The sequence below is a fragment of the uncultured Pseudoflavonifractor sp. genome (assembly GCA_904419835.1).
In the GTDB taxonomy this organism is placed as follows: Bacteria; Bacillota; Clostridia; order Oscillospirales; family Oscillospiraceae; genus Pseudoflavonifractor.
On the sequence record CAJFTA010000011.1, the window covers coordinates 1 to 24,092 of the forward strand.

General features: G+C 63.9%; 28 protein-coding genes. 17 read left to right on the forward strand and 11 right to left on the reverse strand.

Features of this window, described 5'->3' with window-relative positions:
• On the reverse strand, positions 1 to 288 hold a 288-nt coding region (locus tag QZY67_RS03065; protein ID WP_295368485.1), incomplete at its 3' end, for an IS3 family transposase.
• Between the two features lie 113 nt (positions 289 to 401).
• On the reverse strand, positions 402 to 686 hold the full coding sequence (locus QZY67_RS03070; RefSeq protein ID WP_295368486.1) for an imidazolonepropionase: 285 nt from the start codon (positions 684 to 686) through the stop codon (positions 402 to 404).
• Positions 687 to 847: 161 nt separating this feature from the next.
• Here QZY67_RS03070 and QZY67_RS03075 point away from each other — a divergent pair, with 161 nt between their 5' ends.
• The 7 genes from QZY67_RS03075 to QZY67_RS03105 all read left to right on the forward strand — a co-directional run bounded on the left by QZY67_RS03075 (position 848) and on the right by QZY67_RS03105 (position 7,447).
• Positions 848 to 1,531 (forward strand): response regulator transcription factor, encoded by a 684-nt coding sequence (locus QZY67_RS03075; RefSeq protein WP_295368487.1) that lies wholly within the window; start codon positions 848 to 850, stop codon positions 1,529 to 1,531.
• 34 nt (positions 1,532 to 1,565) lie between these two features.
• The gene (locus QZY67_RS03080) at positions 1,566 to 2,609 is read left to right on the forward strand and encodes a sensor histidine kinase (protein WP_295368488.1); all 1,044 of its coding nucleotides are present in this window, start codon (positions 1,566 to 1,568) and stop codon (positions 2,607 to 2,609) included.
• A gap of 64 nt (positions 2,610 to 2,673) precedes the next feature.
• Positions 2,674 to 3,441, forward strand: coding sequence for an ABC transporter ATP-binding protein (locus QZY67_RS03085; protein ID WP_294535760.1), 768 nt, complete (start codon positions 2,674 to 2,676; stop codon positions 3,439 to 3,441).
• The gene (locus QZY67_RS03090; RefSeq protein WP_295368489.1) at positions 3,431 to 5,428 is read left to right on the forward strand and encodes an ABC transporter permease; all 1,998 of its coding nucleotides are present in this window, start codon (positions 3,431 to 3,433) and stop codon (positions 5,426 to 5,428) included. Before QZY67_RS03085 ends, QZY67_RS03090 begins: the two co-directional genes overlap by 11 nt.
• 151 nt (positions 5,429 to 5,579) lie before the next feature.
• The gene (gene secG, locus QZY67_RS03095) at positions 5,580 to 5,828 is read left to right on the forward strand and encodes a preprotein translocase subunit SecG (protein WP_294535756.1); all 249 of its coding nucleotides are present in this window, start codon (positions 5,580 to 5,582) and stop codon (positions 5,826 to 5,828) included.
• A gap of 69 nt (positions 5,829 to 5,897) precedes the next feature.
• A complete protein-coding gene (locus QZY67_RS03100) occupies positions 5,898 to 6,119 on the forward strand; it encodes a helix-turn-helix transcriptional regulator (RefSeq protein WP_295368490.1) in 222 nt (73 codons plus the stop codon).
• Between the two features lie 548 nt (positions 6,120 to 6,667).
• Positions 6,668 to 7,447 (forward strand): PepSY domain-containing protein, encoded by a 780-nt coding sequence (locus tag QZY67_RS03105; protein ID WP_294535751.1) that lies wholly within the window; start codon positions 6,668 to 6,670, stop codon positions 7,445 to 7,447.
• Positions 7,448 to 7,515: 68 nt separating this feature from the next.
• On the opposite strand, the gene galU is transcribed toward QZY67_RS03105, so the two are convergent.
• The 3 genes from galU to rd all read right to left on the reverse strand — a co-directional run bounded on the left by galU (position 7,516) and on the right by rd (position 9,448).
• Positions 7,516 to 8,385 carry a UTP--glucose-1-phosphate uridylyltransferase GalU gene (gene galU / locus QZY67_RS03110; RefSeq protein WP_295368491.1) on the reverse strand — a complete coding sequence of 290 codons (870 nt, stop codon included), beginning with the start codon at positions 8,383 to 8,385 and terminating at the stop codon, positions 7,516 to 7,518.
• A gap of 43 nt (positions 8,386 to 8,428) precedes the next feature.
• Entirely contained in the window at positions 8,429 to 8,971 is a 543-nt protein-coding gene (locus QZY67_RS03115; protein WP_295368492.1) for a QueT transporter family protein, read from the reverse strand.
• A gap of 318 nt (positions 8,972 to 9,289) precedes the next feature.
• Positions 9,290 to 9,448, reverse strand: coding sequence for a rubredoxin (rd, locus tag QZY67_RS03120; protein ID WP_294535743.1), 159 nt, complete (start codon positions 9,446 to 9,448; stop codon positions 9,290 to 9,292).
• A 116-nt stretch (positions 9,449 to 9,564) separates the two neighbouring features.
• On the opposite strand from rd, the gene dusB reads away from it, so the two are divergent.
• The 3 genes from dusB (at position 9,565) to QZY67_RS03135 (ending at position 12,310) form a co-directional block, all read left to right on the forward strand.
• A complete protein-coding gene (gene dusB, locus QZY67_RS03125; RefSeq protein ID WP_295368493.1) occupies positions 9,565 to 10,536 on the forward strand; it encodes a tRNA dihydrouridine synthase DusB in 972 nt (323 codons plus the stop codon).
• Positions 10,537 to 10,568: 32 nt separating this feature from the next.
• Entirely contained in the window at positions 10,569 to 11,165 is a 597-nt protein-coding gene (locus tag QZY67_RS03130) for an RNA polymerase sigma factor (protein ID WP_295368494.1), read from the forward strand.
• Between the two features lie 65 nt (positions 11,166 to 11,230).
• Positions 11,231 to 12,310 carry a zf-HC2 domain-containing protein gene (locus QZY67_RS03135; RefSeq protein ID WP_295368495.1) on the forward strand — a complete coding sequence of 360 codons (1,080 nt, stop codon included), beginning with the start codon at positions 11,231 to 11,233 and terminating at the stop codon, positions 12,308 to 12,310.
• Between the two features lie 179 nt (positions 12,311 to 12,489).
• Here QZY67_RS03135 and QZY67_RS03140 read toward each other — a convergent pair whose 3' ends face one another.
• On the reverse strand, positions 12,490 to 12,936 hold the full coding sequence (locus QZY67_RS03140) for a hypothetical protein (protein WP_295368496.1): 447 nt from the start codon (positions 12,934 to 12,936) through the stop codon (positions 12,490 to 12,492).
• A gap of 299 nt (positions 12,937 to 13,235) precedes the next feature.
• Between QZY67_RS03140 and rpsF the strand changes: the two genes are divergently transcribed.
• From rpsF to rpsR, 3 genes are all read left to right on the forward strand, one after another.
• Positions 13,236 to 13,532, forward strand: coding sequence for a 30S ribosomal protein S6 (rpsF, locus tag QZY67_RS03145; RefSeq protein ID WP_294535729.1), 297 nt, complete (start codon positions 13,236 to 13,238; stop codon positions 13,530 to 13,532).
• Positions 13,533 to 13,542: 10 nt separating this feature from the next.
• Positions 13,543 to 13,974 (forward strand): single-stranded DNA-binding protein, encoded by a 432-nt coding sequence (locus tag QZY67_RS03150; RefSeq protein ID WP_295368497.1) that lies wholly within the window; start codon positions 13,543 to 13,545, stop codon positions 13,972 to 13,974.
• Between the two features lie 89 nt (positions 13,975 to 14,063).
• Positions 14,064 to 14,303, forward strand: coding sequence for a 30S ribosomal protein S18 (gene rpsR / locus QZY67_RS03155; protein WP_006572919.1), 240 nt, complete (start codon positions 14,064 to 14,066; stop codon positions 14,301 to 14,303).
• Between the two features lie 99 nt (positions 14,304 to 14,402).
• Here rpsR and QZY67_RS03160 read toward each other — a convergent pair whose 3' ends face one another.
• Genes QZY67_RS03160 through QZY67_RS03170 form a run of 3 tightly spaced genes read right to left on the reverse strand, consistent with a single transcriptional unit; the run spans position 14,403 to position 16,363 of the window.
• Entirely contained in the window at positions 14,403 to 15,041 is a 639-nt protein-coding gene (locus tag QZY67_RS03160) for a hypothetical protein (RefSeq protein ID WP_295368498.1), read from the reverse strand.
• The gene (locus QZY67_RS03165) at positions 15,028 to 15,513 is read right to left on the reverse strand and encodes a sigma-70 family RNA polymerase sigma factor (RefSeq protein ID WP_295368499.1); all 486 of its coding nucleotides are present in this window, start codon (positions 15,511 to 15,513) and stop codon (positions 15,028 to 15,030) included. Before QZY67_RS03165 ends, QZY67_RS03160 begins: the two co-directional genes overlap by 14 nt.
• Positions 15,514 to 15,544: 31 nt before the next feature.
• On the reverse strand, positions 15,545 to 16,363 hold the full coding sequence (locus QZY67_RS03170; RefSeq protein WP_295368500.1) for a copper amine oxidase N-terminal domain-containing protein: 819 nt from the start codon (positions 16,361 to 16,363) through the stop codon (positions 15,545 to 15,547).
• A gap of 231 nt (positions 16,364 to 16,594) precedes the next feature.
• Between QZY67_RS03170 and QZY67_RS03175 the strand changes: the two genes are divergently transcribed.
• A complete protein-coding gene (locus QZY67_RS03175; protein ID WP_294535721.1) occupies positions 16,595 to 17,044 on the forward strand; it encodes a helix-turn-helix transcriptional regulator in 450 nt (149 codons plus the stop codon).
• A 45-nt stretch (positions 17,045 to 17,089) separates the two neighbouring features.
• On the opposite strand, the gene rnr is transcribed toward QZY67_RS03175, so the two are convergent.
• Positions 17,090 to 19,252, reverse strand: a complete 2,163-nt coding sequence (rnr, locus tag QZY67_RS03180; protein ID WP_295368502.1) for a ribonuclease R — start codon at positions 19,250 to 19,252, stop codon at positions 17,090 to 17,092.
• A gap of 252 nt (positions 19,253 to 19,504) precedes the next feature.
• On the opposite strand from rnr, the gene QZY67_RS03185 reads away from it, so the two are divergent.
• The gene (locus QZY67_RS03185) at positions 19,505 to 21,580 is read left to right on the forward strand and encodes an elongation factor G (RefSeq protein ID WP_295368503.1); all 2,076 of its coding nucleotides are present in this window, start codon (positions 19,505 to 19,507) and stop codon (positions 21,578 to 21,580) included.
• A 57-nt stretch (positions 21,581 to 21,637) separates the two neighbouring features.
• On the opposite strand, the gene QZY67_RS03190 is transcribed toward QZY67_RS03185, so the two are convergent.
• Complete coding sequence (locus tag QZY67_RS03190; RefSeq protein ID WP_295368504.1) at positions 21,638 to 22,765, reverse strand: hypothetical protein; 1,128 nt, start codon at positions 22,763 to 22,765, stop codon at positions 21,638 to 21,640.
• 172 nt (positions 22,766 to 22,937) lie between these two features.
• Between QZY67_RS03190 and QZY67_RS03195 the strand changes: the two genes are divergently transcribed.
• Positions 22,938 to 23,447, forward strand: coding sequence for a GNAT family N-acetyltransferase (locus QZY67_RS03195; RefSeq protein ID WP_295368505.1), 510 nt, complete (start codon positions 22,938 to 22,940; stop codon positions 23,445 to 23,447).
• Positions 23,448 to 23,559: 112 nt separating this feature from the next.
• A complete protein-coding gene (locus QZY67_RS03200) occupies positions 23,560 to 24,090 on the forward strand; it encodes an isochorismatase family cysteine hydrolase (protein WP_295368506.1) in 531 nt (176 codons plus the stop codon).
• Positions 24,091 to 24,092: the final 2 nt, after the last annotated feature.

Sequence of the window (24,092 nt, forward strand, 5' to 3'; positions counted from 1 at the left end):
AATATCTGTTACCCATTTGCTGTTGGGCCTGTCTGCGTGAAACTCCCTGTTGAGTAAATTCTGATATTTATGTACTTGCTGCCCCAGGTTCTTCCACTTTCGTTCTCTCCGAATTTCAGATAAAAGGCCGTATTTTTCCATGACCCTAAGGACAGTTTTCGGATTATGGTGAATGCCTTGCCGCTCTAACCACAGGTGCATCCGGCGGTAGCCGTAGGTTTGAAAGCAATGCTCCTGCTGTTTCCGAAGCAGAGCGGCCAGCGGCGCGTCCTTCTCGGGCCGATTCATTCGCTTCACATAGTCATAATAACCGCTCCTGGATACCCCAAAGAATGTGCACATGACGGATACCGGATATGCGTCCTGATGACGATAAATTACTTGATACTTGACCTTCGGCCTCACTTCCTTCCCATGAGCGTAATAAAATCCCGCAGTAGTACATTCTCCATTTTCAGGCGCTTGTTTTCATACTTGTATTCCTGCAGAGTCCTGGCGGGTTTTCGCCCTCTCTGTTTGGGTGTGACCTGCATTGCTTTCTTTCGCTCTCGCTTCAGTAAATCATGGATTGGCCTGTCGCCCTTCAACCCCAGCCTTTCCGCAACTTCCCTCTGGCTCATCCCGCTCTCCAGCATCCGCTTGATTTCTGGCAGGAGCTTCCGCATTTTTTGATACCTTCTTGCCATATAGAATCCCCCCTGATGCAGTCTTATTTTCCTACATCAGGGGGGACTTTGTCTATTGTCCGTTTTTACTGGTCCGGTTCAGGCGCTCCGGGGCTTTTTTATGTTTTCTTAAGGACCTTATCCACAATTTCGTGGTACACTGTGGAAAAGGATGTGAGACAATGGGATATACGGTATTTCTGGCAGAAGATGACCTGCGTCTGCGGGATGAGCTCTCCGCGCTGCTGGAGCGGTACGGCTACCGCTGCCTGTTTCCGGCAGGTTTTGAGGACCTGGCCGGACAGATTCTGTCCAGCGGCGCCCAGCTGGTGCTGCTGGACCTGGGCCTGCCCCGGTACGACGGCTACCACGTCTGCCGGGACCTGCGTGCCCGCAGCGCCCAGCTGCCCATTATGATAGTGACAAGCCGCTCTGACGAGCTGGACGAGCTGATGAGCATGAACCTGGGTGCGGACGACTTCATCACCAAGCCCTTCAACCCCCAGATTCTCCTGGCCCGGATGGCCCGGCTGCTCCAGCGTGCCTACCCCTCCGGCGGCGGAGCGTCGGTGCTGTCGGCAGGCGGCGTGTCCCTGGACCTGGGCAGCGGCACGGTGCGCTTTGGGGACAGAGAAGCCCGACTCACCCGCAACGAGGCGCTCCTCCTGCGGCAGCTGCTCCGCCAGCCGGGGCAGATTGTCAGCCGGGACGCCCTGATGAACGCCCTGTGGCAGTCCGACCAGTTTGTGGACGACAACACCCTCACCGTCAATGTGGCCCGGCTGCGCCGCACCCTGGAGGAGCTGGGCCTGAAGGACGTGCTCATCACCCGCCGGGGCCAGGGCTACCAGCTGCTCCTGCCCTGACCGGCTTCGGTATATTGAACGAGGAGGTCTGGCCATGACCCTGTCCGCCCTGCTCAAAGACAAGCTGCCCCACCTGCTGGGGCTTGCCTTCGCTCTGCTCTTCACGGCGGCCCTGCTGTCCCTGCTGCGGGTGCCTCCCTCTGCGGCTGTGTTTCTCTGTCTGGTCCTGTCCCTGTGCGTCCTCCTGCCCCTGGGCGGCGAGATAGCCCGCAAGCTCCGGTTCTATCGGGACATGGCGGGCAGGCTGGACGCCCTGGAGGAGAAGTATCTGTTCTCCGAGGTGATGGCGGAGCCCGGCTTTCCCGAAGGGGCGTTTCTTCTCTCCGCCGCGCAGGCCATGGGCGCCTCCATGGCGGAGGCGGTGGGGGACGCCCGGCGGGACATGGGGGAGTACCGGGAGTACATCGAGACCTGGATTCACGAGGTCAAGACCCCCATCGCCGCCGCCCGGCTGTCCCTGGAGAACCGCCCCGGCCCCCTGGCCGACAGCGTGGAGAATTCCCTGTTCCAGATTGAGGGCTATGTGGAGCAGGCCCTGTTCTACGCCCGCAGCGGCGCGGTGGACCGGGACTACGCCGTCCGCGCCCTCCCGCTGAGCCAGGCCGTCTCCGCCGCCCTGCGCCGGTACGCCCGGCCCCTCATTGAGGCCGGGTTCCGGGTGGAGCTGGAAGCGCTGGACGCGGTGGTCTGCTCCGACGGGAAGTGGGTGGAGTTCATCCTGGGCCAGCTCATCTCCAACTCTCTCAAGTACCGCTCTGCCGCACCCAAGCTCACCTTCTCCCAGGAGGTAAAGCGGGACGGGGTGGTCCTCTCCCTCCGGGACAATGGGCCCGGCATCCCGCCGGAGGACCTGCCCCGGGTGTTTGACAAGGGCTTCACCGGCGCCAACGGCCGGCAGCTGTCCACCCGCTCCACCGGCCTGGGGCTGTACCTGTGCAGGAAGCTGTGCGCCCGGCTGGGTCTGGGCCTGTCCCTCTCCTGTCCGCCCGGCGGGGGGACCCTGGTCTCCCTCACCTTCCCCCTGGGCCGCTTCCACCTGGCGGAGGGCCAGCCTTACAAAACTGTCACCTCTCCGTAAGGTCTTTCCATGGCCCCGCCGGAGGCATTGGGGTAAAATGGGCCCATAAAGGAGGGATTCCGCCATGGAACCGATTCTCACTGTCACCCATCTTCAGAAATACTACGGCGCCCGCAGCTCGGTGACCCGGGCCATTGACGATCTGAGCTTCTCCGTCCAGCAGGGGGAGTTCGTGGGCATCATGGGCGCGTCGGGCAGCGGCAAGACCACCCTGCTCAACTGCATCGCCACCATCGACCGGCCCACCGCCGGCCACATTGTGGTGGACGGGGCGGACATCACCGCCATGAAGAGCAAAGCCCTGTCCAAATTCCGCCGGGAGCGGCTGGGCTTTATCTTCCAGGACTGCAACCTGCTGGACACCCTCACCGCCTTTGAGAACATCGCCCTGGCCCTGACCATCCTCAGAACCCCGGCCGGGGAGATTGAGCCCCGGGTGAAGGAGACGGCCCGGCTGCTGGAGATTGAGGAGTGCCTGTCCAAATACCCCTACCAGCTCTCGGGCGGCCAGCGGCAGCGTGTGGCGGCGGCCCGGGCCATCATCACCCGCCCGGCCCTGGTGCTGGCCGACGAGCCCACCGGCGCGCTGGACTCCAAGGCCTCCCGCCTGCTGCTGGACCGGTTCGAGGCCCTGAACCGGGAGCGGCAGGCCACCATCCTCATGGTCACCCACGACGCCTTTACCGCCAGTTACTGCCGCCGCATCCTCTTCATCAAGGACGGCCGCCCCTTTACCGAGCTCATCCGGGGAGCGGACAGCCGGAAGGACTTCTTCGCCCGGATTATCCAGGTTGTGACCCTGCTGGGAGGTGACGACCGGGATGTTCTCTAAGCTGGCCCTGAAAAATGTAACCCGCAGCCTGCGGGACTACTCGGTGTACTTCCTCACCCTCACCTTCGGCGTGTGCATCTTCTATGTGTTCAACTCCATGGACGCCCAGTATGTCATGGAGGCCCTCAAGGGCGGAAACAACATCGCCCTCGTCATTATCCAGCTCATCGACGTCATCTCGGTGTTTGTGTCGGTGATCCTGGCCTTTCTCATCCTCTACGCCAACGGCTTCATGGTCCGCCGCCGGAAGAAGGAGCTGGGCACCTACCTGCTGCTGGGCATGGGCCCGGGGGCCATCTCCGGCCTGCTCTTTCTGGAGACGCTGGTCATCGGCCTGCTGTCCCTGGGCGTGGGCCTGGCGCTGGGGGTGTTCCTGTCCCAGTTTATCTCGGTATTTACCGCCAGCCTCTTCGCCATCAGCATCCCCGAGTTCCACTTTGTCTTCTCCCCCCGGGCCCTGGGCAAGACGGTGCTCTATTTCGGCGTCATCTTTCTGGTGGTCATGTGCTTCAACTCCCTGTCCGTGTCCCGGTGCAGGCTGCTGGACCTGATGCAGGCGGGAAAGCGGAACGAGGAGCTGAAGGTGAAGAACCTGGGGGTGTCGGCGGTCCTCTTTGTGGTGGGCGCCGTACTGCTGGGCATCGCCTACGCCATGCTCCTCACCCGGGGCATCCTGATAATCGACACCCTGTTTTTTGTCATGCTGGCCCTGGGCACGGCGGGCACCCTGCTGTTCTTCCTGTCCCTGTCCGGCTTCCTTCTGCGGGTGTGCCAGGCCAACAAGCGCCTCTACTACAAGGGCCTGAATATGTTCATCCTGCGCCAGTTCAACGCCCGCATCAACAGCACCTATGTGTCCATGACGGTCATCTGCCTCATGCTCCTGCTGGCCATCGGCATCACCGCCTGCTCCATCGGCCTGAACAACACCATCTCCCAGCTCACCAGCGCCCAGGCTCCCTATGACGTCTCCCTGTCCGCCTCCAGATTTAACCCGGAAACAGGCGAGGAGCTGCCCGTGGACATTCCGGCCGCCCTGAAGGAGGCGGGCTTTGACCCGGCGGTACAGCTGTCCCAGAGCGCCCAGGTGGAGCTGTGGCAGGGGCAGCTCTATGTGCCCGCGTGGGATGAATATCTGACGGCCTATGTGCTCCCCCTGTCCAGCTACAACGGCCTGCGCGCCCTGGAGGGGCTGGAGCCCATCACGCTGGAGCCCTCCGCTTACCTCTTGGTGGTGGGGGATGAGGATGAGTGGATGATCCGGCTCCGCTCCGACAGCCCTTCCCTGGTGGTCAGCGGCCACACCTTGACAGCCGGAGAGGCCCCCCTCCATACCGCCCTGTCCATCGGCTACTCCACCAGCGCTGAAAACTATTTCATCATCCCCGATGCGGTGCTGGAGGGGGCGGGCGACTGGGACACCAGTAAAATGTACCACAACGTCACCTACTACTGCGCCAACTACCGCACCGACGTGCCCAAGGAGGAGACGGAAGCGCTGCTCCGGAGCGTGATTTCCGACTACTACCGCTCCGTGCTGGGGGAGGACGCGGGCAGCACCAGCTTCAACACCAAGCTGGAAATCTATGCCGAGACCATGGGCACCAAAATTCTCGTCCTCTTCCTGGGCATCTATCTGGGCATCATCTTCCTGCTGACCTCGGCGGCGGTGCTGGCCCTCCAGCAGCTGAGTCAGGCGGCGGACAACCAGGAGCGGTACGCGGTGCTCACCCGTCTGGGCGTGGAGGAGAAGATGCGGGACCGATCGGTGTACGTCCAGGTGTTCCTGTCCTTCTTCCTGCCGCTGTTCCTGGCGGTCATCCACGCGGTGGTGGGCATGACGGCGGCCAACGCCGCTATCGCCAAGGTTGGCAAGCTGGACGCCGCGGCCTCCAGCGCCGTCACCGCCGTGTTCATTCTGGTGGTGTACGGGGCCTATTTCCTGGCCACCTGCTGGGGCAGCCGGCGGATCGTCCGGGGCCGCTGAGGGAGAACCGCCGGAAAAAAAGCGGAAATTTTCATGGTCCTCTTGCAATTCTGCGGCAAATATGCTATGATTAGGGCTACGTTTAGACGGCGTATGGTCAGAGTGCGCCCTTTTGTGAAAATACAGCGCCCCCTCGGGGTCGAAAGGAACGATGAAAGCAATGAGCATTCCCAAGATTGTTGTGACGGTTATCCAGCTCCTCTCCGGTCTGTTCCTCATCGCTGTGGTTCTGCTCCAGTCCGGCAAGAGCGCCGGCCTCAGCGGTGCCATCGCCGGCGGCATGGACACCTTTATGGCCAAGAACAAGGCCAAGACCTGGGACGCCAAGCTGGCCAAGTGGACCAAGTGGGTCGCCATCCTGTTCATGGTGCTCACCCTTGTCCTGAGCCTGATGAAGTAAGAATGCAGTAAAAACCGGCGCTGTCCCCAGGACAGCGTCGGTTTTTGTTCTTAATGGAGGAGTATCTGTATGTTTTTTCAGCGCCTGAGGGATTTGCGGGAGGATCGGGACCTGCGGCAGCAGGATGTGGCCGAGATTTTGGGCATCAGCCAGACTGTCTATTCCCGTTATGAGCGTGGGTATCAGACAATTCCCGTTATTCACCTGATGAAACTGGCGGATTTCTACCACACCTCCACGGACTACCTTCTGGGCAGAACCAATGTGGCTGTGCCCTACAGGAAAAAATAAAAGAGCGGCAATGCTAAAAAAGCTCTGAGGCCAACGGGCCACAGAGCTCAGCGTGTCGAAAAACCTCGGTTAAACAGAATCGGGCTGTACCGGGGCGGGGGAGCGCGAGGGGGCAGCCGCCCGCCTCGTGCGGGAACGAATGCTCCGGAAGCCTTGCTGTGCAAGGCTTCCGGAGAGCGGAGCGGGGACTTTTGTGCCGCTGTGCGGCGCGAAAGTAACGGCATTTTAAAGGCTGTCGAAAAAGTGGCTTCCGCCACTTTTTCGAAGGAGCTTCATTTGATTCCGTCATCTGCGGATGACGGAACTCTGCGAGGCTTCCCCTTCTGGGAGGTTTTTCGACACGCTGACCGGGCCGGGGGCTTCCCCGGCCCGGTTTTTTGCGGGCAAAAATTTTTTGAAAAAATTTTTGCCGCCGTGCAATAAAACGCCCGCCCCGCCCGTTAATGGTGCAGAAGGGCACACAAGGGGCGGACCTCTCCCGGGGGAGGGCGCTCCGCCCGCACACCATAACAACATTTATGAACGGGTAAAGAAAGGAAGTATCGAGTATGAAAAAGAAGGGTTTCTTCAGCGGCTTCGGCGCCGGTATCCTCACCACCGCTCTTGTGCTGGGCCTGGGCGTATCCGCCTTCGCGGCCAGCCGCACTATCTCTGTGGACGACAACATCCGCGTGACCATCAACGGCGCGGTCTTCTCCCCCAAGGACGCCAACGGCAAGGACGTGGCCCTCTTCTCCTACAACGGCACCACCTACGCCCCCGTCCGGGCCATCTGCGAGGCCGCCGGCCTGGAGGTGGAGTATGACTCCGCCACCTACACCGCCGTCCTCACCACCGCCGACCGGGTGGCCGCCTCCGACCCCAACTCCGGCAGCTATATCGGCGTGGACAAGGCCAAGGAGATCGCTCTGGCCGACGCGGGCGTCAACGCCGCCGACGCCGTGTTCCTCAAGGCCAGGCTGGACCGGGACGACGGCCGCGTGGAGTACGAGGTGGAGTTTTACAGCGGCAGCAAGGAGTACGACTACGACATTGACGCCCTCACCGGCACAATCCGCAGCCGCGACTGGGAGGTAGACGACTTCGACCTCTATGACGACGACCGCACCCAGGTCTCCGCGGACAACGTGATCACCGCCGAGCAGGCCAAGGCCATTGCCAAGGCCCAGGCCCCCTCCACCGCCACGGTGGTCAAGTGCGAGCTGGACCGGGACGACGGCCGCTGGGTCTATGAGCTGGAGCTGCGGGACGGCCGTACCGAGTACGAGTGCGACATCAACGCCGTCACCGGCGTTATCCTGGACTGGGAAGTGGACCGCGACGACTGAGCCATGAGACAATAAAACGCCGTCCCCGCCGCAGAAGCGGCGGGGACGGCGTTTTATCCGGGGCGGGTTCAGAGCAGCTCCGCCTTCTCCTTGATAAAGCCCCTGAGCCATGCGCCGGTCTCAGGGTGATCCAGGGCGAAGTCGATGGTGGCCTCCAGGAAGCCCTTCAGATTGCCGGTGTCGTACCGGCGGCCCTCAAAGTCCACCGCAATCATCTGGTTCTGGCGGCACAGGGTGCGCAGGCCGTCGGTCAGCTGGATTTCCCCGCCGTAGCCCGGGGCCTGGTGCTCCAGAATATCGAAGATGTCGGGGGTGAGGACGTACCGGCCCAGAATGGCGTAGTTGGAGAACATCTCGGTGGGGGCCGGCTTCTCATTCATGTCGGAGACGGAGAAGATCCGCTCCTCCAGCGGCTGGATTTTCACGGAGGAGTACTTGCTGATGGCCTCGGTGGCCACCTTCTGCACACCCACGCAGGAGGCGTTGTACTTCTCCGCCGCCTCAATGAGCTGCTTCATCACCGGCTTGCGGGCCCGCATGATATCGTCGCCCAGGAGCACGGCAAAGGGCTCGTCCCCCACAAAGCGGCGGGCCCGGGAGATGGCGTGGCCCAGGCCCTTGGTCTCCTTCTGGCGGACGTAGAAAATGTTGGCCAGGTCGGCGGCGCGCCGGACCTCGGACAGCTCCTTCTCCTTGCCCGCCTGGTTCAGCCGGGTCTCCAGCTCGGGATAGTAGTCGAAATAGTCGTCCATGGCCGACTTGGCCCGGTTGGTGACAATCAGAATGTCCTCAATTCCGGCGGCCACGGCCTCCTCAATGATGTACTGAATCACCGGCTTGTCCACCATGGGCAGCATCTCCTTGGGCACCGTTTTGGTGGCGGGGAGCATGCGGGTGCCAAGGCCGGCGGCGGGAATGACAGCTTTACGGACCTTCATAGCGAAAACCTCCAGCTCGTGCGGGCGGAGGGCCGCCCGCGGTTTACAGGTGTGCCAGATGCACGGCGGGAATCATGGGGCGGAAGAACTTGACCTTGGGCAGGGCTTTCAGCAGCACGGTACCCAGCACATAGCAGGCAATGGCCTCACCCGCCACAAAGGTCCACAGGTTGAACCAGTAGGCCGCCCAGAAGGCGCCGTTGACAGCGCCCGCCTCCGCCCAGGCCCACATGGGGGGCAGCAGCAGGGCGTTGATCACAATGGGGGGCAGGGCGGCCAGGTACCACCGGGGCATCTTCGTGGTCAGCCAGGCGGCGACGGCGGTGGCCAGAGTGCCCACCACCATATCGATGGGGCCGTAGGGGGAGAGGACGTTGGTCAGCAGGCAGCCCAGGGCCACGCCCGGCGCAGTGGCCGGGAACAGGAAGGGCAGCACGGTGAGCGCCTCCCCCAGCCGCACCTGGACGGGGCCGAAGGTGAGCTGAAAGATGTTGCCGAAGTAGCACAGGACAAAGTACACGGCCGCCACCACGGCGGCCAGGGTCAGCTCCCTGACGGAGAGCTCGCGTTTGGGACGCAGGATCATAGAAACAATACCTCCAATTTTATCTTTAGAGTGCGCGCGCCGCGCACAGCGGAACAGGTCCCTACCCCGGGGGCATGGCGCATACGCCTCCGGGCGGCTGTCTCTGTTCCGGTTGGACCGGGTTTTGGGAACCGGTCGAGGGTATTGTAGCATGATTTTCATCAAAAGAAAAGTGGAAAAGGGGAGAAATAAAACTTCACGCGCTTTTGATTCCATGGCCGTGCCGCTGAATGCGGCACATGGCCAAGTTTGCTATGCTTCTGCACAGCAAAATGAGGCGCGCCCACTCTGCGGGCGCGCCTCATTTTTCAGCGGTCATTACATGGGAGAAAAGCTGTCCTTACCCACCTGGCACAGGGGGCACACCCAGTCCTCGGGCACATCGGCCCAGGCGGTGCCGGGCGCCACGCCGTTATCAGGATCGCCCACCTCGGGGTCGTAGATATAGCCGCAGATATCGCAGACGTACTTGCCCATGGGATATCGCTCCTTTGCATCAAAATTCGTTTCCCCGCCGGGCGCGCCTTAACGCTTGTCCCGTGGGTAGCTTTATGATACAATGGCGGTAATCCATTTGTCAACAGAGGTTTGTTGTGAAAATCAAAAATGTTACAATAAATTCAAAATTGTGCCTTGCGCCCATGGCGGGCGTAACCGATCTGGCCTTCCGCACCATCTGCCGGGAACTGGGGGCCGGGTACACCATTACCGAGATGGTCAGCGCCAAGGCCCTGTGTTATCAGGACAAAAAATCCATCCCGCTGCTCAGGCTGGGGGAGGGCGAGCACCCCTGTGCCGCCCAGATCTTCGGCAGCGATGAGACGTGTATGGAGGAGGCCGCCGCCATCGCCGGAGAGGTGTCCGGCGCAGACATCATCGACGTCAACATGGGCTGCCCCGTGCCCAAGGTGGCCCAGAGCGGCGACGGCTCCGGCCTGATGCGGGACGTGGACAAGGCCGTCCGTGTGGCCGAGGCGGTGGTGAAGGGGGCCGGCGGGCGGCCGGTGACCGTCAAGTTCCGCCTGGGCTGGGACAAGGGCTCCATCAACTGCGTGGAATTTGCAAAGGCCATGGAGGCCGCCGGGGTGTCCGCCGTGGCGGTCCACGGCCGCACCCGCACCCAGATGTACGCCGGTACCGCAAACTGGGACTATATCCGGGCGGTGAAGGAGGCGGTGTCCATCCCGGTCATCGCCAACGGCGACGTGTTTGACGGCCCGGCGGCGGCGCATATCCTGCGCTACACCGGCGCGGACATGGCCATGATTGGCCGGGGCTGCTTCGGCAACCCCTGGGTGTTCCAGCAGGCGAAGGCCGCCCTGGAGGGAGAGGAGATCCCGCCCCTGCCCCCGCTGGCGGAGCGGGTGGACACGGCGGTGCGGCAGTTTGAGCTGGCCGCCGCCCACAAGGGGGAGCACATCGCCTGCCTGGAGGCCCGGAAGCAGTACGCCTGGTACCTGAAGGGCGTGCCCTTTGCCGGATACTATAAGGAGCAGATCAGCCATATCAACACCCTGGAGGACATCTATAAGATTACCGTCGGTATCAAGCGGGACTTAAAATAACACCCCGGAATGAAAAAGGCAGGTGAAACGGAGTGGAAAACGAGCGGGAGCTGGTGGCCCGGGCCAAGAGAGGCGACCAGGAGGCCTTCGGGGCCCTGGTGGAGGCCAACCAGGGCCGCATCTACAATCTGACGCTGCGGATGACGGGCTCTCCTGAGGATGCGCTGGATCTGTCCCAGGAGGCCTTTCTTAACGCCTGGCGGGGGCTGGACAGGTTCCAGGGGGACAGCTCCTTTTCCACCTGGCTCTACCGCCTGGCCTCCAACGTATGCATCGACTTCCTCCGCCGGGAGAAGCGGCGGAAGGATATCTCCATGACCGTGTCGCTGGATGACGAGGAGGAGGGCCGCCAGGCCGAGCTGCCCGACCACCGCCATTCCCCCGAGCGGGAGGTGGAGCGGCAGGAGCTGCGGGAGGACATCCGCCGGGGGCTCATGTCCCTCTCGGAGGAGCACCGGCAGGTGCTGGTAATGCGGGAGCTCAGCGGCATGAGCTATGCGGAGATCGGCGCGGTGCTCAGGCTGGAGGAGGGGACGGTCAAGTCCCGGATCGCCAGAGCCAGAGTGGCGCTGCGCAAAATTTTGGCGAAGGACGGGAACTTTTCCGGCGCTTCATCGTCCATAACATGAGGAAAGAAAATCATACCCCCAAAAGCGCGCCGCGCCGCGGGGGTGAGAAAGGGAGGTGAAACGCCGTGTATACCTGCGATCAGGCGCTGGAGCTGCTCAGCGCCCGCCTGGATGGAGCATTGACGCCCCAGGAGTCCGCCGGGCTGGAGGAGCATCTGGCCCGCTGCCCGGACTGCCGGGCTCTGGCGGCGGACCTGGAGGAGCTCCACGCCGCCATACCGGGGCTGTATCAGGAGCCGCCTCCTGAACTGAAAGAACGGGTCATGGCCCAGATCAGGGCGGAGAGCGCGCCCATCTCCCTGGAGGAGGTCCGGAAGAAGCACTCCGGGCGGAAGAGATGGCGCTCCTGGGGGGCTATGGCGGCTGTGATGGCCGTGGTGTTCATGAGCGCCGTCACCATGCGCTTTGGCGGCAACGGCGGCGATACCGCGGGCATTCCGGAAAACGCGCCGGTCCAGAGCGCGGCCCCCTTCTCCGCCCAGCCGGAGGCTAGCCAGTCCGCTGCGGCGGATTCGCTGCCGGCGCAGGAAAAGGCGGCTGTTTCTGACGGAGAGAATGATACTCAGAGCGAGCCCTCTGTGGGCGGGACGGAAGGGACACAGATCCAGCCCGCTCAGGAGGACGCCCAGACCGCCGGCGGAGATGGAACCGGCGGGAGTGTCACCGGTGCGCAGGCGTCCCAGCCGCCCCAGAACAGCGGGCAGACGGAACAGCCTGCCGAAGAGGGGCAGACCCCTGGGGTGATGCCCTTCCGGTCCGCTGACGCCGCGGACACCCCTCAGGAGAGCGGAGGCGTCAGCGCGCTCCAGACGGCCATTGACCCGGCGGCAGCTGCCGCCGGACGGATTTATGAGGAGATTCTCTCCGCCGGCTGGCCCACAGGGACAGCGGCGGCGGACGAGCGCCTGACCGGCTACTACCTCACCAGCGCGGACGGGACCCAGACTGCTGTGCTCCGCTATCTGCGGGAGAGTGAAAACGGGGCGTACAGCATTTTCAAGCTGTACACCCAGGCGGCCGGTGACGGCGGCGATACCCTGAATTTCTATGCCGTGCCCCTGGAGGGGAACGGGGAAATTCTCACCGCGTGGGCGGACAATACCCCCGGGGATGATGCCGCCTTCTGGAAGGCAGTGGACGAATAACACAAAAATGCCGTTACTTTTGGGCCGCACAGCGGCGCAAAAGTCCTCGCTTCGCTGGCCGGAAGCCACTTTTTCGACAGCCTGAACCGGGCTGGGGAAGCCCCCGGCCCGGTTCAGGCTGATACCGTTTCATTGAAGTTTTTTGACCCGTCCTGCCGGCGCTGCGGCCGCTCCGCGTGTTATTCTGAAATACAGGCCTGAAGGACCGCCAGAATCTCCTCCTCGCCGGAGAGAAGCCGGTACCGTGCCCCGTTGGGCTTATAGAGGTAGCCCCTCTGGTCAAAGGTGAGCCTGCCGTATTGCTCCCTGTTTGCCGCGTCGTCCCGGTAGAGCAGCAGTTCATAGTTGGGCACGGGTATCCACCCGGCAAAGCGGGAAAAATCAGGGCTGTACCAGACCACCATGCCCTCCAGTGCGGCGCGCGCCCTGTCCGCCTGCTCCTCCGTCATATCAGCATCCTGAAACCGGTTGTCGGCGTCCGCTGATGTGTACAGCAGCCCCATGTGGTTGACCTCATCCAGGGGACCGGACAGCAGCAGGGACACCGGGCGGGGGAGAAACAGGAAGAGAAGCACCACGACTGCGGCCCCAAGCGCACAGAGAAAAACAACCCGTTTTGCCTTCATTCCGCCACGCTCCTTTTCAAAAGCAGTCCCGCCTCATGCAATCACTCCCATGACCGCATGGTCTTTCATTCTCTCCGGCTCCATTATATCATTCCATCGCGTCAGTGTCCATCTTTCCCCGGCGTATCCCGCCCACTTTTTGATTTTATATGCAATTTCATTTTCTTTTTGCATTTTTCTCTTGACAACGGCAGAATTTCTTATATAATAGTATAGCTTGTTTGTATTTCGTACAGACAACTCATCCTTGCCCTCATCGGGGTATGAGGGCCATACGTCCATAAGGAGGTGCACAAAACATGGCAAAGCTCAGCGCGAACTACGAGGCTGTCTACATTCTGGACGCCGACCTGGGCGAGGAGGCGACCGCCGCTCTCGTGGCCAAGTTCAAGAACCTGGTGGAGTCCAACGGCACTCTGGCCGAGGTTGACGAGTGGGGCAAGCGCCGTCTGGCCTATCCCATCAACGACAAGAACGACGGCTACTACGTCCTCATGACCTTTACTTCCGCCCCCAGCTTCCCCCTGGAGCTGGATCGTATCTTCCGCATTACCGACGGCGTCGTCCGCTCCCTGATCGTCTGCAAGGACGAGTAAGGAGGAAGATATGCTTAACCGCATTATTCTCATGGGCCGGCTGACCCGTGATCCCGAGCTGCGGCACACCCAGACGGGGACCCCCGTGGCCTCCTTCTCTCTGGCCGTGGACCGGGACTTCAAGGACAAGCAGACCGGCGAGAAGGCCACCGATTTCATCGACATCGTGGCCTGGCGGCAGACGGCCGAGTTCGTCTCCCGCTTCTTCACCAAGGGCCGCATGGCCGTGGTGGAGGGCCGGCTGCAGATCCGTGACTGGACCGACCGGGACGGCGGCAAGCGCCGCTCCGCCGAAGTGGTTGCGGACAATGTCTACTTTGGCGACTCCAAGCGGGACGCCGAGGCCGGCGGCTATTCCGCCCCCGCCTACGGCGCGCCCGGCGGCCCTGCCGGCAATGAGTTCGGCGACCTGGCCGACGACGACGGCGAGCTGCCGTTCTAACGCGGCAACCCACACAACATTCCGGGCCACATCCGTGCGCCCTATGACATCAAGGGGTCATCGCCCCACGAAACGGAGGTTTTGCTACCATGGCTATGGATAGAGAGCGTCCCCGCGGCCGGAAGCGCCGCAAGGTCTGCACCTTCTGTGTGGACAAGGTCGAGCACATCGATTACAAGGATGCGGTGAAGCTGCGCCGCTTCCTCTCTGAGCGTTCCAAGATCCTGCCCCGCCGTACCACCGGCACCTGCGCCATGCATCAGCGTCAGCTGACCGAGGCCATCAAGCGGGCCCGCCAGATCGCTCTGCTGCCCTACGTGACCGACTAATTCCCGTCGCATCAGAGAGACGCGTTCCAAACGGAGCGTGTCTCTCTTTTCATTGCGCAGAAGGCCCGGGAGCAATGCTCCCGGGCCTTCTGGCCGTTCTTATTCCAGCGGTGCCACGCCGGACGCCATGGCTGTCGCTTCCTCCGCCGTCAGGGGGACGGAGCAGGCGAGGGCATAGCTGTACTGCCCGTCGGTCCACACCGCCAGGAGGACGGCGTCCTCCTCCTGACCTTTCAGGGTGACGGTAACGCCGTCCGCCTCGGTCTCCGCCGTCCAGGGGTAGGCGTTGTAGTCGCCGCTCACGTCCTCCGTCCCCTCCGCCATGCGATAGGTGACGGTGTTCGTCCCGTCGCTGTACACCACCTGGGCCAGCGTACCCCCGATGAGGGTGGTGCTCTCCACCTTCCACCCCTCGGGGAGGTCCGTGGGGACGGAGAGGGCAAAGGGCGCCGCGGCCCGGAGGGCCTTCAGGTCCTCTGACTGGACCATGGGGTTTGTCACCTGGACGGGCGGGCCGGCGGCGGGGCCGCTCCAGCTGGGGATAACCGCCAGGCCGGCAATTACCAGGCAGAGGCAGGCCGCGGCGGCCAGCGGCGCCCAGCGGCGGCGGGCGGGCGTCACCCTGGGGGCGGTCTCCCGCCGCTGCGCCCGCTCCAGGGCCCGGTCCAGCAGCCGCTCCCGCTCATCAGGCGTGACATGGAGCTTTTCCATGGCTGCGGAATACCTATTCTTCTCCAAAGTCATACGCCTCCTTCAATACACGCCGCAGCCGCTCCCGGCCCCGGCTCAGCTGCACCCGCACAGCCCCCTCGCCCCGGCCCAGCAGGGCGGCGATCTCGGCGGTGGAGTAGCCCTCCACGTAGTAGAGATGGATGACCTCCCGGTACTTCACCGGCAGGCCCTCCACCGCCTCCAGCACGGCGCTCTCCTCCTGGTCAAAGCAGGGCTGGTTCTCGTCCAGCGCCTCCCAGCGCCGCTTCCATGGGGCGGAGAGCTGGTTCTTGCACAGGTTGATGGCCACCCGCAGGAGCCAGGCCTTCTCGTGCTCCGGCCCCGCGAATTCCGGCCGCCCGGTCAGATACTGCACCAGGGTGTCCTGGAGCACGTCCTCCGCGTCGGTCCGGCTGTGGAGGTAGGAGTAGGCCAGCCTGAGGATGGCGTCCCCGTAGGCCTCCAGCACCCGCGCCCCGTTCTCCCTCTCGTCCGGCATGTTCTGTCACTCCCCGCTGTGCGCCCGTCTCTCAGATGCCCGCCAGCGCAGCGGCCGCCGCGCCGTCCACGGGTGCGGAAAAGCTGAGGGAATAGCTGACGCCGTCCCGCTGCCAGAGGGCCAGCACGGCCCGGTCCCCGCTGCCCTTCAGGGTCACATCACCCACGGTCCAGGTGCTGTCGTAGGCGTTGTAGTCGCCGCTGGTGTCCCCGTCCCCGGCGGCGGCCCGGAACACCGCCGTGTCCGTCCCGTCGGTATAGATCACCTGGAGCAGGGTCCCTCCGATGACGGAGAACTCCTCCTGCCGCCACTCCGCCGGGAAGGCAGGCAGCACCGCCTTCACCCCGGCGGCGGCCACGGCCTTCTCCAGGGTGTCATAGGCCACGATGGGGTTGGGGATCTGGGTCTGGCTTTCCATGGCGGAGAGGGTAATGTCGGTGCCGTCGGTCTCCACCGTGTCGCCCATCATGGCGAAGAGGTCCACCGGCACATAAGTGGTGTTGTCCATGGCCACCGGCGCCGCGCCGAAGGAGACCGGCGCACCCATGCCGATGGCGGTGCTGCTGGTGCGGCAGTAGCTGTCCACGCCGATGTCCACCCAGGTGCGGACCACGCCGTTGTCAATCTCCACCCGCTGGGCGTCCTCCGCCGTCCAGGTGACGGTGTAGCCCAGGGCCTCGGCCACCGGCCGCAGGGGGACCATCACCTTGTCCTGGGACACAAAGGGCGTCTTGCCGCTCAGATCCAGGGCAGCGCCGTCCACCGTGACGGTATAGCTGCCGGCTGCCGCCGCGCCGGCGGAGCAGGCCAGGAGGGCCGCGCAGAGAACCCCGCACATCATCTTTTTCATAAATACCATCCTTCCTGTGTTGAAATGGGGAAGCGTCCAGCCGCTTCTGCCCTGTATACAAATCAGAAGGCCGAATTGCAACAGCGGCCCGTTTCTTTTTTGACGCATGTCACGGCGGGCAGGTTCCATCCCCGCGCCGTCCGGCGGAAAACCGCCCCCTTCCGCTCTTGCGGCCGGCGGCGGGGGGCGGTATAATATGCCTGTCAGATCAACCGAAAGGGAGTTTGTTTCATGGTTACACTTGCGCAGCGCATTGAGGAGCTCCGCACCGCCAGGGGGCTGAGCCGTCCGGCGGCCGCCGCCGCTCTGGGCTTCCCCAAGGGCGCCTTTGAGAAATTTGAGACCGGCCGCCAGACCCCCACCAAGGATCAGCAGGAGAAGATGGCCAATTACTTCGGCGTCTCCCTGTTCTACCTCCGGGGCGAGAGCAGCGACCCCACCCGCCAGGAGGACTGGATGAGCGGGGCCGTGCCCCAGGACGAGCCGGTCCACGTCCCCACCCCCGCCCCCCGGAAGGCCCAGCCCTCCGCCCAGCCCCAGGGCACGGTGATGGACTCGGTGCTCTCCAGCAGGCAGGTGCAGGATCTGCTCCGCTCCATCGTGCTGGACACCCTCCGCTCCCCCGAGGGCCAGGAGCTTATCGCCAGGGCGGTCCACCGGGAGCTGCTGAAGCAGAAGTAAGATCCGTTGAACGAACAAGGACGTGGTCTCTTTTCAGGTGGGCGCTTACCCCCGCTTCCTGCCGCCCCTGCCCGGCTTATGGCGGGGCGGACGGCTGCGGCGCTCGCCGCCGCTCCCGTGCCTGCCGTTTCTGCGGGCGGAGGCCCGGGGACCCGGATGCCGGCGGTCCTGCCGGAGGGGAGCGGCGGACTCAGGGACATCCTCCGGCTCCACGCCGGAGAGGTGGAAGGTGATCTGCCCGCTGCCCGGGTCGGCGGCGGCGCACACCACGGTCAGGGGCATGCCGAAGGAGAACACCTGTCCGGTGTGCTCCCCCCGGAGGGCCATGCGCTGGTCGTCCAGGTGGTAGCGGTCCCGGGGCAGGGCCTCGGCGGGGATGAGCCCCTCCACGCCGGAGGGCAGCATGACGAACAATCCGAATTTGGTCACGCCGGACACAGCGCCCGCCATGGTCTCCCCCACATGGGCGAGCATATACTCGGCCATGTAGAGCTTCTCGATCTCCCGCTCGGCGTTCTGGGCCGCCACCTCCCGCTGGGAGGACTGGTCCGCCGCCCGGGCGGCCACCGCGGCCATCCGCTTCTCCCAGGGCATGGTTTTGCCCACGTTGGCCGGGTCGGCCTCGTCGGAGAGCACCTGGGTGAGAATTCTGTGGACCATCAGGTCGGGGTAGCGGCGGATGGGGCTGGTGAAGTGGCAGTAGTACTTGGCCGCCAGGCCGAAGTGGCCCAGGTTCTGCACGTCGTACCGGGCCTTCATCAGGGAGCGGAGGACCATGGTGCTGATGATGGGGGCCTCCGGCTTGCCCCTGGCGTCCTCCAGGATTTTCTGGAGGACGAAGCTGTCCGCCTCCCGGAAGGTATACCCGAAGGGGGCCAGCATGGTCCTGAGCCCCTCCGCCTTGTCCTGGGAGGGCTTCTCGTGGACCCGGTAGACGGCGGGCTTGCGGCGGTCAAAGAGGTGCCTGGCCACGCACTCGTTGGCGGCGAGCATGAAGGACTCGATGAGGGCCTCGCTCTCCCCCTGCTTGCGCACTTTGACGTCCACCGGCGTCCCGTTCCCGTCGCAGACAATATAGCTCTCGCTGGTCTCCAGGTCCAGGCTGCCCCGGAGCTTCCGGCGCTTCTCCAGCACTCTGGCCAGGACGGCCATGTCCCTGAGCATGGGCAGGATGGGGGCGTACCGCTTTTCCAGCTCCGGGTCCTCCCCGGCCAGAAGCCTGTTGCAGTCCTCATAGGTCATCCGCTCCGTGGAGCGGATGACGCTCTTGCAGATGGTGTGGTCCTCCTCCTGCCCGTCGGCGGCCAGGGTCATGAAGCAGGACAGGGCCAGCCGGTCCACCCCCGGGTTGAGGGAGCAGATGCCGTTTGACAGCTCCACGGGCAGCATGGGGATGACCCGGTCGGCAAAGTACACCGAGGTACCCCGCTCCCAGGCCTCCAGGTCCAGGGGGGATTTCTCCTGCACATAGTGGCTCACGTCGGCGATGTGGACCCCCAGCTCCCACCGGCCCCGGCCGTCCCGCTCCAGGCTCACCGCGTCGTCCAGGTCCTTGGAGGAGGCGCCGTCGATTGTGATGACCATCCTGTCCCGCAGGTCGGTCCGCCCCGCCAGGGCGGACTGCTCCACCTCACGGGGGGCCTTGGCCGCCGCGTCCAGCACGGCGGGCGGAAACTCCGGGTCTATTTCATAGTGATAGAGAATGGCGGCGGTGGAGGATTCCCGGTTCCCCGCAGGGCCGAAGGTCTCCCGCAGGGCGCCCATGGGGGGCGTCTTGGCGGTGCCGTACCCCAGCATCTCCACGGCGGCCTTCTCCCCGGTCCGCACGCCCTTGGCCTTGCCGGAGATTTTGATGGGCCCCGGCAGCTTGTCCGAGTCGGGCCTGAGCCACAGTTCCCGGCCCAGCTTTTCCACCGTGCCGGTGACAAACTTGTTGGCCCGCTCCAGCACCCGCACCACCGCGGCGGTGCGCCGCCCCTCCTCCCAGGGGGTCTCCGGGTCGGGGGCGGCCTGGACCGTGTCCCCGTCCCAGGCTCCGCCGGTGGCTCTGGGCGGGATAAAATAGTCGTCCTCCCGGCTCTTTCCGTCCTCAGGCGCCAGGAAGCCGAAGCCCCGGCTGGTGCCCTGGAACACGCCGGTGATAATCTGTTCCGTTTTTTTCTTGGCCATATTTTCTCGCTTTCTCCGTTTTTGTCTGTCCTCTTCCACAGGTTATAGTATCCCACATTCCACGCCCTGTCCATCCGAATTTCCGCCAAAAATGCCCCCTTCCCTCTCTCCTTTGTCAAAATAATAACTTTCTGTCCCGCGGGAAAGGGCATGTCCTGGCCCGCTTCTATGTTCTTCCTAAAAATATAAGTTGTCATTCCGCCCTCTTTGGTGTATAATGACCAATATCACAGACCAGCCGGGGTCCGGCCGGCCTGATGCGACCCTAAAAGTAAGGAGTGGAAACAACGTATGAGCTATTCCGCGCAAAACATTCGTAATATCTGCCTGCTGGGGCACGGCGGAAACGGAAAGACCTCCCTGGCAGAGAGTATGCTGTATCTGACCGGCGGCACCGCCCGACTGGGCAAGGTCCCCGATGGCAATACCGTGTGCGACTATGATCCCGAGGAGACCAAGCGCCAGATTTCCATCTCCCTGGCTGTGGCTCCGGTGGAATATGACGGCTGCAAAATCAACATCCTCGACACTCCCGGCTACTTCGATTTCTCCGGCGAGGTCATCGAGGCCATGCAGGCCGCCGATGCCGCCATTATCGTCTGCTCTGCCAAGGGCGGCATGAGCGTGGGCGCTGAGAAGGCATGGAAGCTCTGCGAGAGCCGCAAGCTGCCCCGCCTGCTCTACATCTCCAAGACCGACGAGGATAATTCCGACTACAACGCCGCCTTTGCCACCCTGCGGGAGCGGTTCGGCAAGAACATCGCCCCCCTGGTGGCCCCCATCTGGGACGCGGACAAGAAGGTCATCGGCATCATCGACGTGCTCCACAAGCGGGCCTTTGAGTTTGTGAAGGGCTCCCGCCAGGAGATCGACGTGCCCGAGGACAAGAAGGCCGTGCTGGATGAGCTGTACGACGCCCTGAAGGAGTCCGTGGCAGAGACCAGCGAGGAGTTCATGGACAAGTACTTCTCCGGCGAGGACTTCACCTATGCCGAGATGATCCAGGGCCTGCGCCAGGGCGTGAAGGACCTGTCCCTGTTCCCCGTGCTGTGCGGCAGCGCCCTGTCCGGCCTGGGCACCCGCATGCTGCTGGACACCATTGTGGAGCTGCTGCCCAGTCCCCTGGAGGGCCGTCCCCTTGTGGCCGAGAACGCCGACGGCGAGCTGGACGAGTTCGTCTCCTCCCCCGGCGCCCTGCCCACCGCCTTTGTGTTCAAGACCACCTCTGACCAGTACGGCAAGTACTCCTACGTCAAGGTGCTCTCCGGCTCCATCAAGCCCGATATGCCCATGGTCAACGCCCGCACCGGCGCCACCGAGAAGCTGGGCCGCCTGTATGTGATGACCGGCAAGAAGGCCGACGAGGTCAAGGAGCTCCAGTGCGGCGACATCGGCGCCATCGGCAAGATGGACAAACTCAAGACCGGCGACACCCTCTGCGACGCCCGCAAGGTGGTCAAGCTGGAGCCCATCCCCTTCCCCGAGCCCTGCTACTCGGTGGCCATCGCCCCCAAGACCAAGGGCCAGGAGGATAAGGTCGCCTCCGGCCTGACCCGTATGAACGAGGAGGATCTCACCTTCTCCTGGATCAACAACGCCGAGACCCACCAGATGGTCATCTCCGGCACCGGCGATATGCAGATGGACGTGCTCCTCTCCCGGCTGAAGAGCCGCTTCGGCGTGGACGCCACCCTGTCCGAGCCCCGTGTGCCCTACCGCGAGAAGATCCGCAAGAAGGTGGAGGTCCAGGGCCGCCACAAGAAGCAGTCCGGCGGCCACGGCCAGTTCGGCGACGTCAAGATCCGCTTTGAGCCCGGCGAGAGTGAGGAGCTGGAGTTCTGCGAGGAGGTCTTCGGCGGCGCGGTGCCCAAGAACTTCTTCCCCGCCGTGGAGAAGGGCCTGCGGGAGGCCGTACAGCACGGCGTGCTGGCCGGCTACCCGGTGGTCAACCTGAAGGCCACCCTGTTCGACGGCTCCTACCACCCCGTGGACTCCTCCGAAATGGCCTTCAAGACCGCCGCTCAGCTGGCCTACAAGGCCGGCCTGCCCGACGCCAGCCCCGTCCTGCTGGAGCCCATCGGCGAGCTGAAGGTCACCATCCCCGACAGCTACATGGGCGACATCATCGGCGACCTGAACAAGCGCCGGGGCCGCGTGATGGGCATGAATCCCGACCACGACGGCAACCAGGTGGTGGAGGCTGAGGTGCCCATGGCCGAGATGAGCCGCTACGCCATTGACCTGCGGTCCATGACCCAGGGCCGCGGCTCCTTCACCTTCCACTTTGTCCGCTATGAGGACGCGCCTCCCGCCGTCCAGGAGAAGGCCATCGCCGCCGCCAAGGCCATGCAGGCCGAGGAGGGCTGAACCTACAAATCAAACCGGTCCCGGAGCACAGCTCCGGGACCGGTTTTTGCCGCTTGTCTAGTCAAAGGCGCCCGCCGTCACCATCCGGCCCAGCTCCGCCAGGTAGATGCGCATCATCTCGTCCTGGCCGGGCATCTCGTCCCAGATGGGTTCCGGCCGCTCCCCTTCGCCGCTGATCAGCCACTCCGCCAGCTCCTCCAGCGGGCCGCTCATCTGCCGGATGGAGAAGGCGTATCCCTCGCCGTCCATGGCGGACATGATCTCCGCCACCTGGAAATTCCCGTTCTCATCGCAGCGCCCCCGGAAGGCGGTGGGACTGCCTCCGCCGCCCCACCCATCGCAGGTGCCGTCCAGCTGAACGCCGTAGTAAAACATCTCGTTGACGCTGCACACCAGCACCGTATCCCCGTCCGCCTCATAGCTGTCCCAGATGGTGATGGAGGGAAGCATCACGTCGTTGGCGCGGGAGCGCACTGGAATCTGCTCCGGGTCGGCGTACCGGGCCTGAAGGGCGTCAAAGATGGCGGCCGCGTCGCCGGTGAGGCCCATCTGCTCCGCCATGGGCAGGGGCAGGTCGGGCTCGGGGTTGTTCTCCAGGCCGCTCCATGTGACGGTGGCCGCCACCTGTTCCCCCAGCTCCGCCTCCTCTGTGGGCCACAGCAGCCGGAGCCGCCGCTCTCCATCCAGGGGGATGTACCAGCCGGTGCACACAATCGCGTCCGCGTCCTCAGAGCCAGAGGACGCCCCATTGTCAATGGGCTTTCCGCCGGCGTCCAGATTCTCGATCCGGACCGTCTTGCCGCCAAGGACCACCGCCTCTCCGGGCACTTCATCCGCCGCCAGAAGGGCCAGGGAACAGCCCGGCATGCCCAGCGCCACCGATGTGATCCCTCTCTCAACATCGCCGCTGTACTCCTCCGGCAGGGCCAGCTGGTAGTCCACCTGCCACCCCCGCCTGTACAGCCTGCCGCTCACCCGGGGCCAGTCCTGAGACGGCTCCGCCGGGACGGTCTCCGTGGGCTGAGGGGTGTTGCTCTGAGCAGGGTTGGATGTGTCCGCCGGTGCTCCAGAGGTGCAGGCGGAGGTGATGAGCATCACCGCGGCCAGCACCGCCGCCAGGGCGGCCGGTTTTCGCCGTTCCGGGCGGACTTTTCCCACTTGAAACAGTGCCGTCATTCGTTCCATAGGCGTCTCCTTCCTCCCGTTTCTCCGGGCTGTCCGGTCAGCCCGCACACGCTCTGCGGTTTCATCTCCAGGTTCACCATATCCTGTCCCCGCCGGGTTGTCAAGTTTTTCTTCCCTTTCCCGGCCCGGCGGGTTATACTGTGGGAAAGCGTTACAGAGGAGTGAAGCAGCTATGACGGAGATTCGTCCTGCCCGCCCGGAGGATGTGGATACAGTCTGGGCGCTGGTGCGCCGGGCGGCTGCCCATATGCGCTCCCTGGGCAACCCCCAGTGGGGGGAGGACTACCCCACCCGGGCCCACTACGCCGCCGACCAGGCCCGGGGCGAGCTGTATGTGGCGCAAGACGAGGGCGGAACCATCCTGGGGGCGGTGTGCCTCAACCAGGAGCAGGCCCCTGAGTACGCGCCTTTGCCCTGGGCCGTTCCCGGCCCGGCCATGGTGCTCCACCGGCTGGCGGTGGACCCGGCCGCCCAGCGTCGGGGCGTGGGCCGGAGCTTCTTTCAGTTCGCCGAGGCCATGGCCCGGCGGCAGGGCCTGCCTGCGTTTCACCTGGACACCTACGCCCGCAATGACAGGATGCTCTCCCTGATCCGCAGCCAGGGCTTCTCCCAGGTGGGCGTGGTTCATTTCGACCGGGAGGGCCGCCCCGAGGGCTTCCCCTGCTTTGAAAAGGTGCTCTGAGCCGTCTTATGCCGGACCTTTTCCCACGGCTGTCCTTGCTTTCTTGGTGAAAATCACATATAATGGGGAAAATACAGCCCGGCATCTATTTTTATTCAGGAGGTTTGTCCCCATGAAAAAGCTGCTCATTGTTGTGGACTATCAGAAGGATTTTGTAGACGGCTCTCTGGGCTTCTCCGGCGCCGAGCTGCTGGACGCCCCCATCGCGGCTAAGATTGCCGCCTACCGCGCCGCCGGGGATGATGTGGTCTTTACCTTTGACTCCCACGCCCCCGACTATCTCAACACCCAGGAGGGCCGCAGGCTGCCCGCCGTTCACTGTGTCCGGGGCAGCGAGGGCTGGGCGCTGTACGGTGAGACAGCCAAAGCCGCCCATGAGGATGACCGCCGCTTTGAGAAGCCCACCTTCCCCTCCCTGGCCCTGGGCGAGTGGCTGAAGGGGCAGGATTACGGGCAGATTGAGCTGGTGGGCCTGGTGTCCAACATCTGTGTGCTGTCCAACGCGGTCATCGCCAAGGCCGCCCTGCCCGAGGCGGAGATTGTGGTGGACGCCTCCTGCACCGCCTCCTTTGACCCCGCCCTCCACGAGAAGTGCCTTGACGTGCTGGAGGGACTTCAGGTGACGGTGACCAACCGGGCATAACG

Excerpts from the sequence above, each read along its gene's own strand:
- QZY67_RS03070 (WP_295368486.1), bottom strand. The coding sequence starts at position 686 with ATGGCAAGAAGGTATCAAAAAATGCGGAAGCTCCTGCCAGAAATCAAG.
- QZY67_RS03075 (WP_295368487.1), top strand. The coding sequence starts at position 848 with ATGGGATATACGGTATTTCTGGCAGAAGATGACCTGCGTCTGCGGGAT.
- QZY67_RS03080 (WP_295368488.1), top strand. The coding sequence starts at position 1,566 with ATGACCCTGTCCGCCCTGCTCAAAGACAAGCTGCCCCACCTGCTGGGG.
- QZY67_RS03085 (WP_294535760.1), top strand. The coding sequence starts at position 2,674 with ATGGAACCGATTCTCACTGTCACCCATCTTCAGAAATACTACGGCGCC.
- QZY67_RS03090 (WP_295368489.1), top strand. The coding sequence starts at position 3,431 with ATGTTCTCTAAGCTGGCCCTGAAAAATGTAACCCGCAGCCTGCGGGAC.
- secG (WP_294535756.1), top strand. The coding sequence starts at position 5,580 with ATGAAAGCAATGAGCATTCCCAAGATTGTTGTGACGGTTATCCAGCTC.
- QZY67_RS03100 (WP_295368490.1), top strand. The coding sequence starts at position 5,898 with ATGTTTTTTCAGCGCCTGAGGGATTTGCGGGAGGATCGGGACCTGCGG.
- QZY67_RS03105 (WP_294535751.1), top strand. The coding sequence starts at position 6,668 with ATGAAAAAGAAGGGTTTCTTCAGCGGCTTCGGCGCCGGTATCCTCACC.
- galU (WP_295368491.1), bottom strand. The coding sequence starts at position 8,385 with ATGAAGGTCCGTAAAGCTGTCATTCCCGCCGCCGGCCTTGGCACCCGC.
- QZY67_RS03115 (WP_295368492.1), bottom strand. The coding sequence starts at position 8,971 with ATGATCCTGCGTCCCAAACGCGAGCTCTCCGTCAGGGAGCTGACCCTG.
- rd (WP_294535743.1), bottom strand. The coding sequence starts at position 9,448 with ATGGGCAAGTACGTCTGCGATATCTGCGGCTATATCTACGACCCCGAG.
- QZY67_RS03140 (WP_295368496.1), bottom strand. The coding sequence starts at position 12,936 with ATGAAGGCAAAACGGGTTGTTTTTCTCTGTGCGCTTGGGGCCGCAGTC.
- rpsF (WP_294535729.1), top strand. The coding sequence starts at position 13,236 with ATGGCAAAGCTCAGCGCGAACTACGAGGCTGTCTACATTCTGGACGCC.
- QZY67_RS03150 (WP_295368497.1), top strand. The coding sequence starts at position 13,543 with ATGCTTAACCGCATTATTCTCATGGGCCGGCTGACCCGTGATCCCGAG.
- rpsR (WP_006572919.1), top strand. The coding sequence starts at position 14,064 with ATGGCTATGGATAGAGAGCGTCCCCGCGGCCGGAAGCGCCGCAAGGTC.
- QZY67_RS03165 (WP_295368499.1), bottom strand. The coding sequence starts at position 15,513 with ATGCCGGACGAGAGGGAGAACGGGGCGCGGGTGCTGGAGGCCTACGGG.
- QZY67_RS03170 (WP_295368500.1), bottom strand. The coding sequence starts at position 16,363 with ATGAAAAAGATGATGTGCGGGGTTCTCTGCGCGGCCCTCCTGGCCTGC.
- QZY67_RS03175 (WP_294535721.1), top strand. The coding sequence starts at position 16,595 with ATGGTTACACTTGCGCAGCGCATTGAGGAGCTCCGCACCGCCAGGGGG.
- QZY67_RS03185 (WP_295368503.1), top strand. The coding sequence starts at position 19,505 with ATGAGCTATTCCGCGCAAAACATTCGTAATATCTGCCTGCTGGGGCAC.
- QZY67_RS03190 (WP_295368504.1), bottom strand. The coding sequence starts at position 22,765 with ATGGAACGAATGACGGCACTGTTTCAAGTGGGAAAAGTCCGCCCGGAA.
- QZY67_RS03195 (WP_295368505.1), top strand. The coding sequence starts at position 22,938 with ATGACGGAGATTCGTCCTGCCCGCCCGGAGGATGTGGATACAGTCTGG.
- QZY67_RS03200 (WP_295368506.1), top strand. The coding sequence starts at position 23,560 with ATGAAAAAGCTGCTCATTGTTGTGGACTATCAGAAGGATTTTGTAGAC.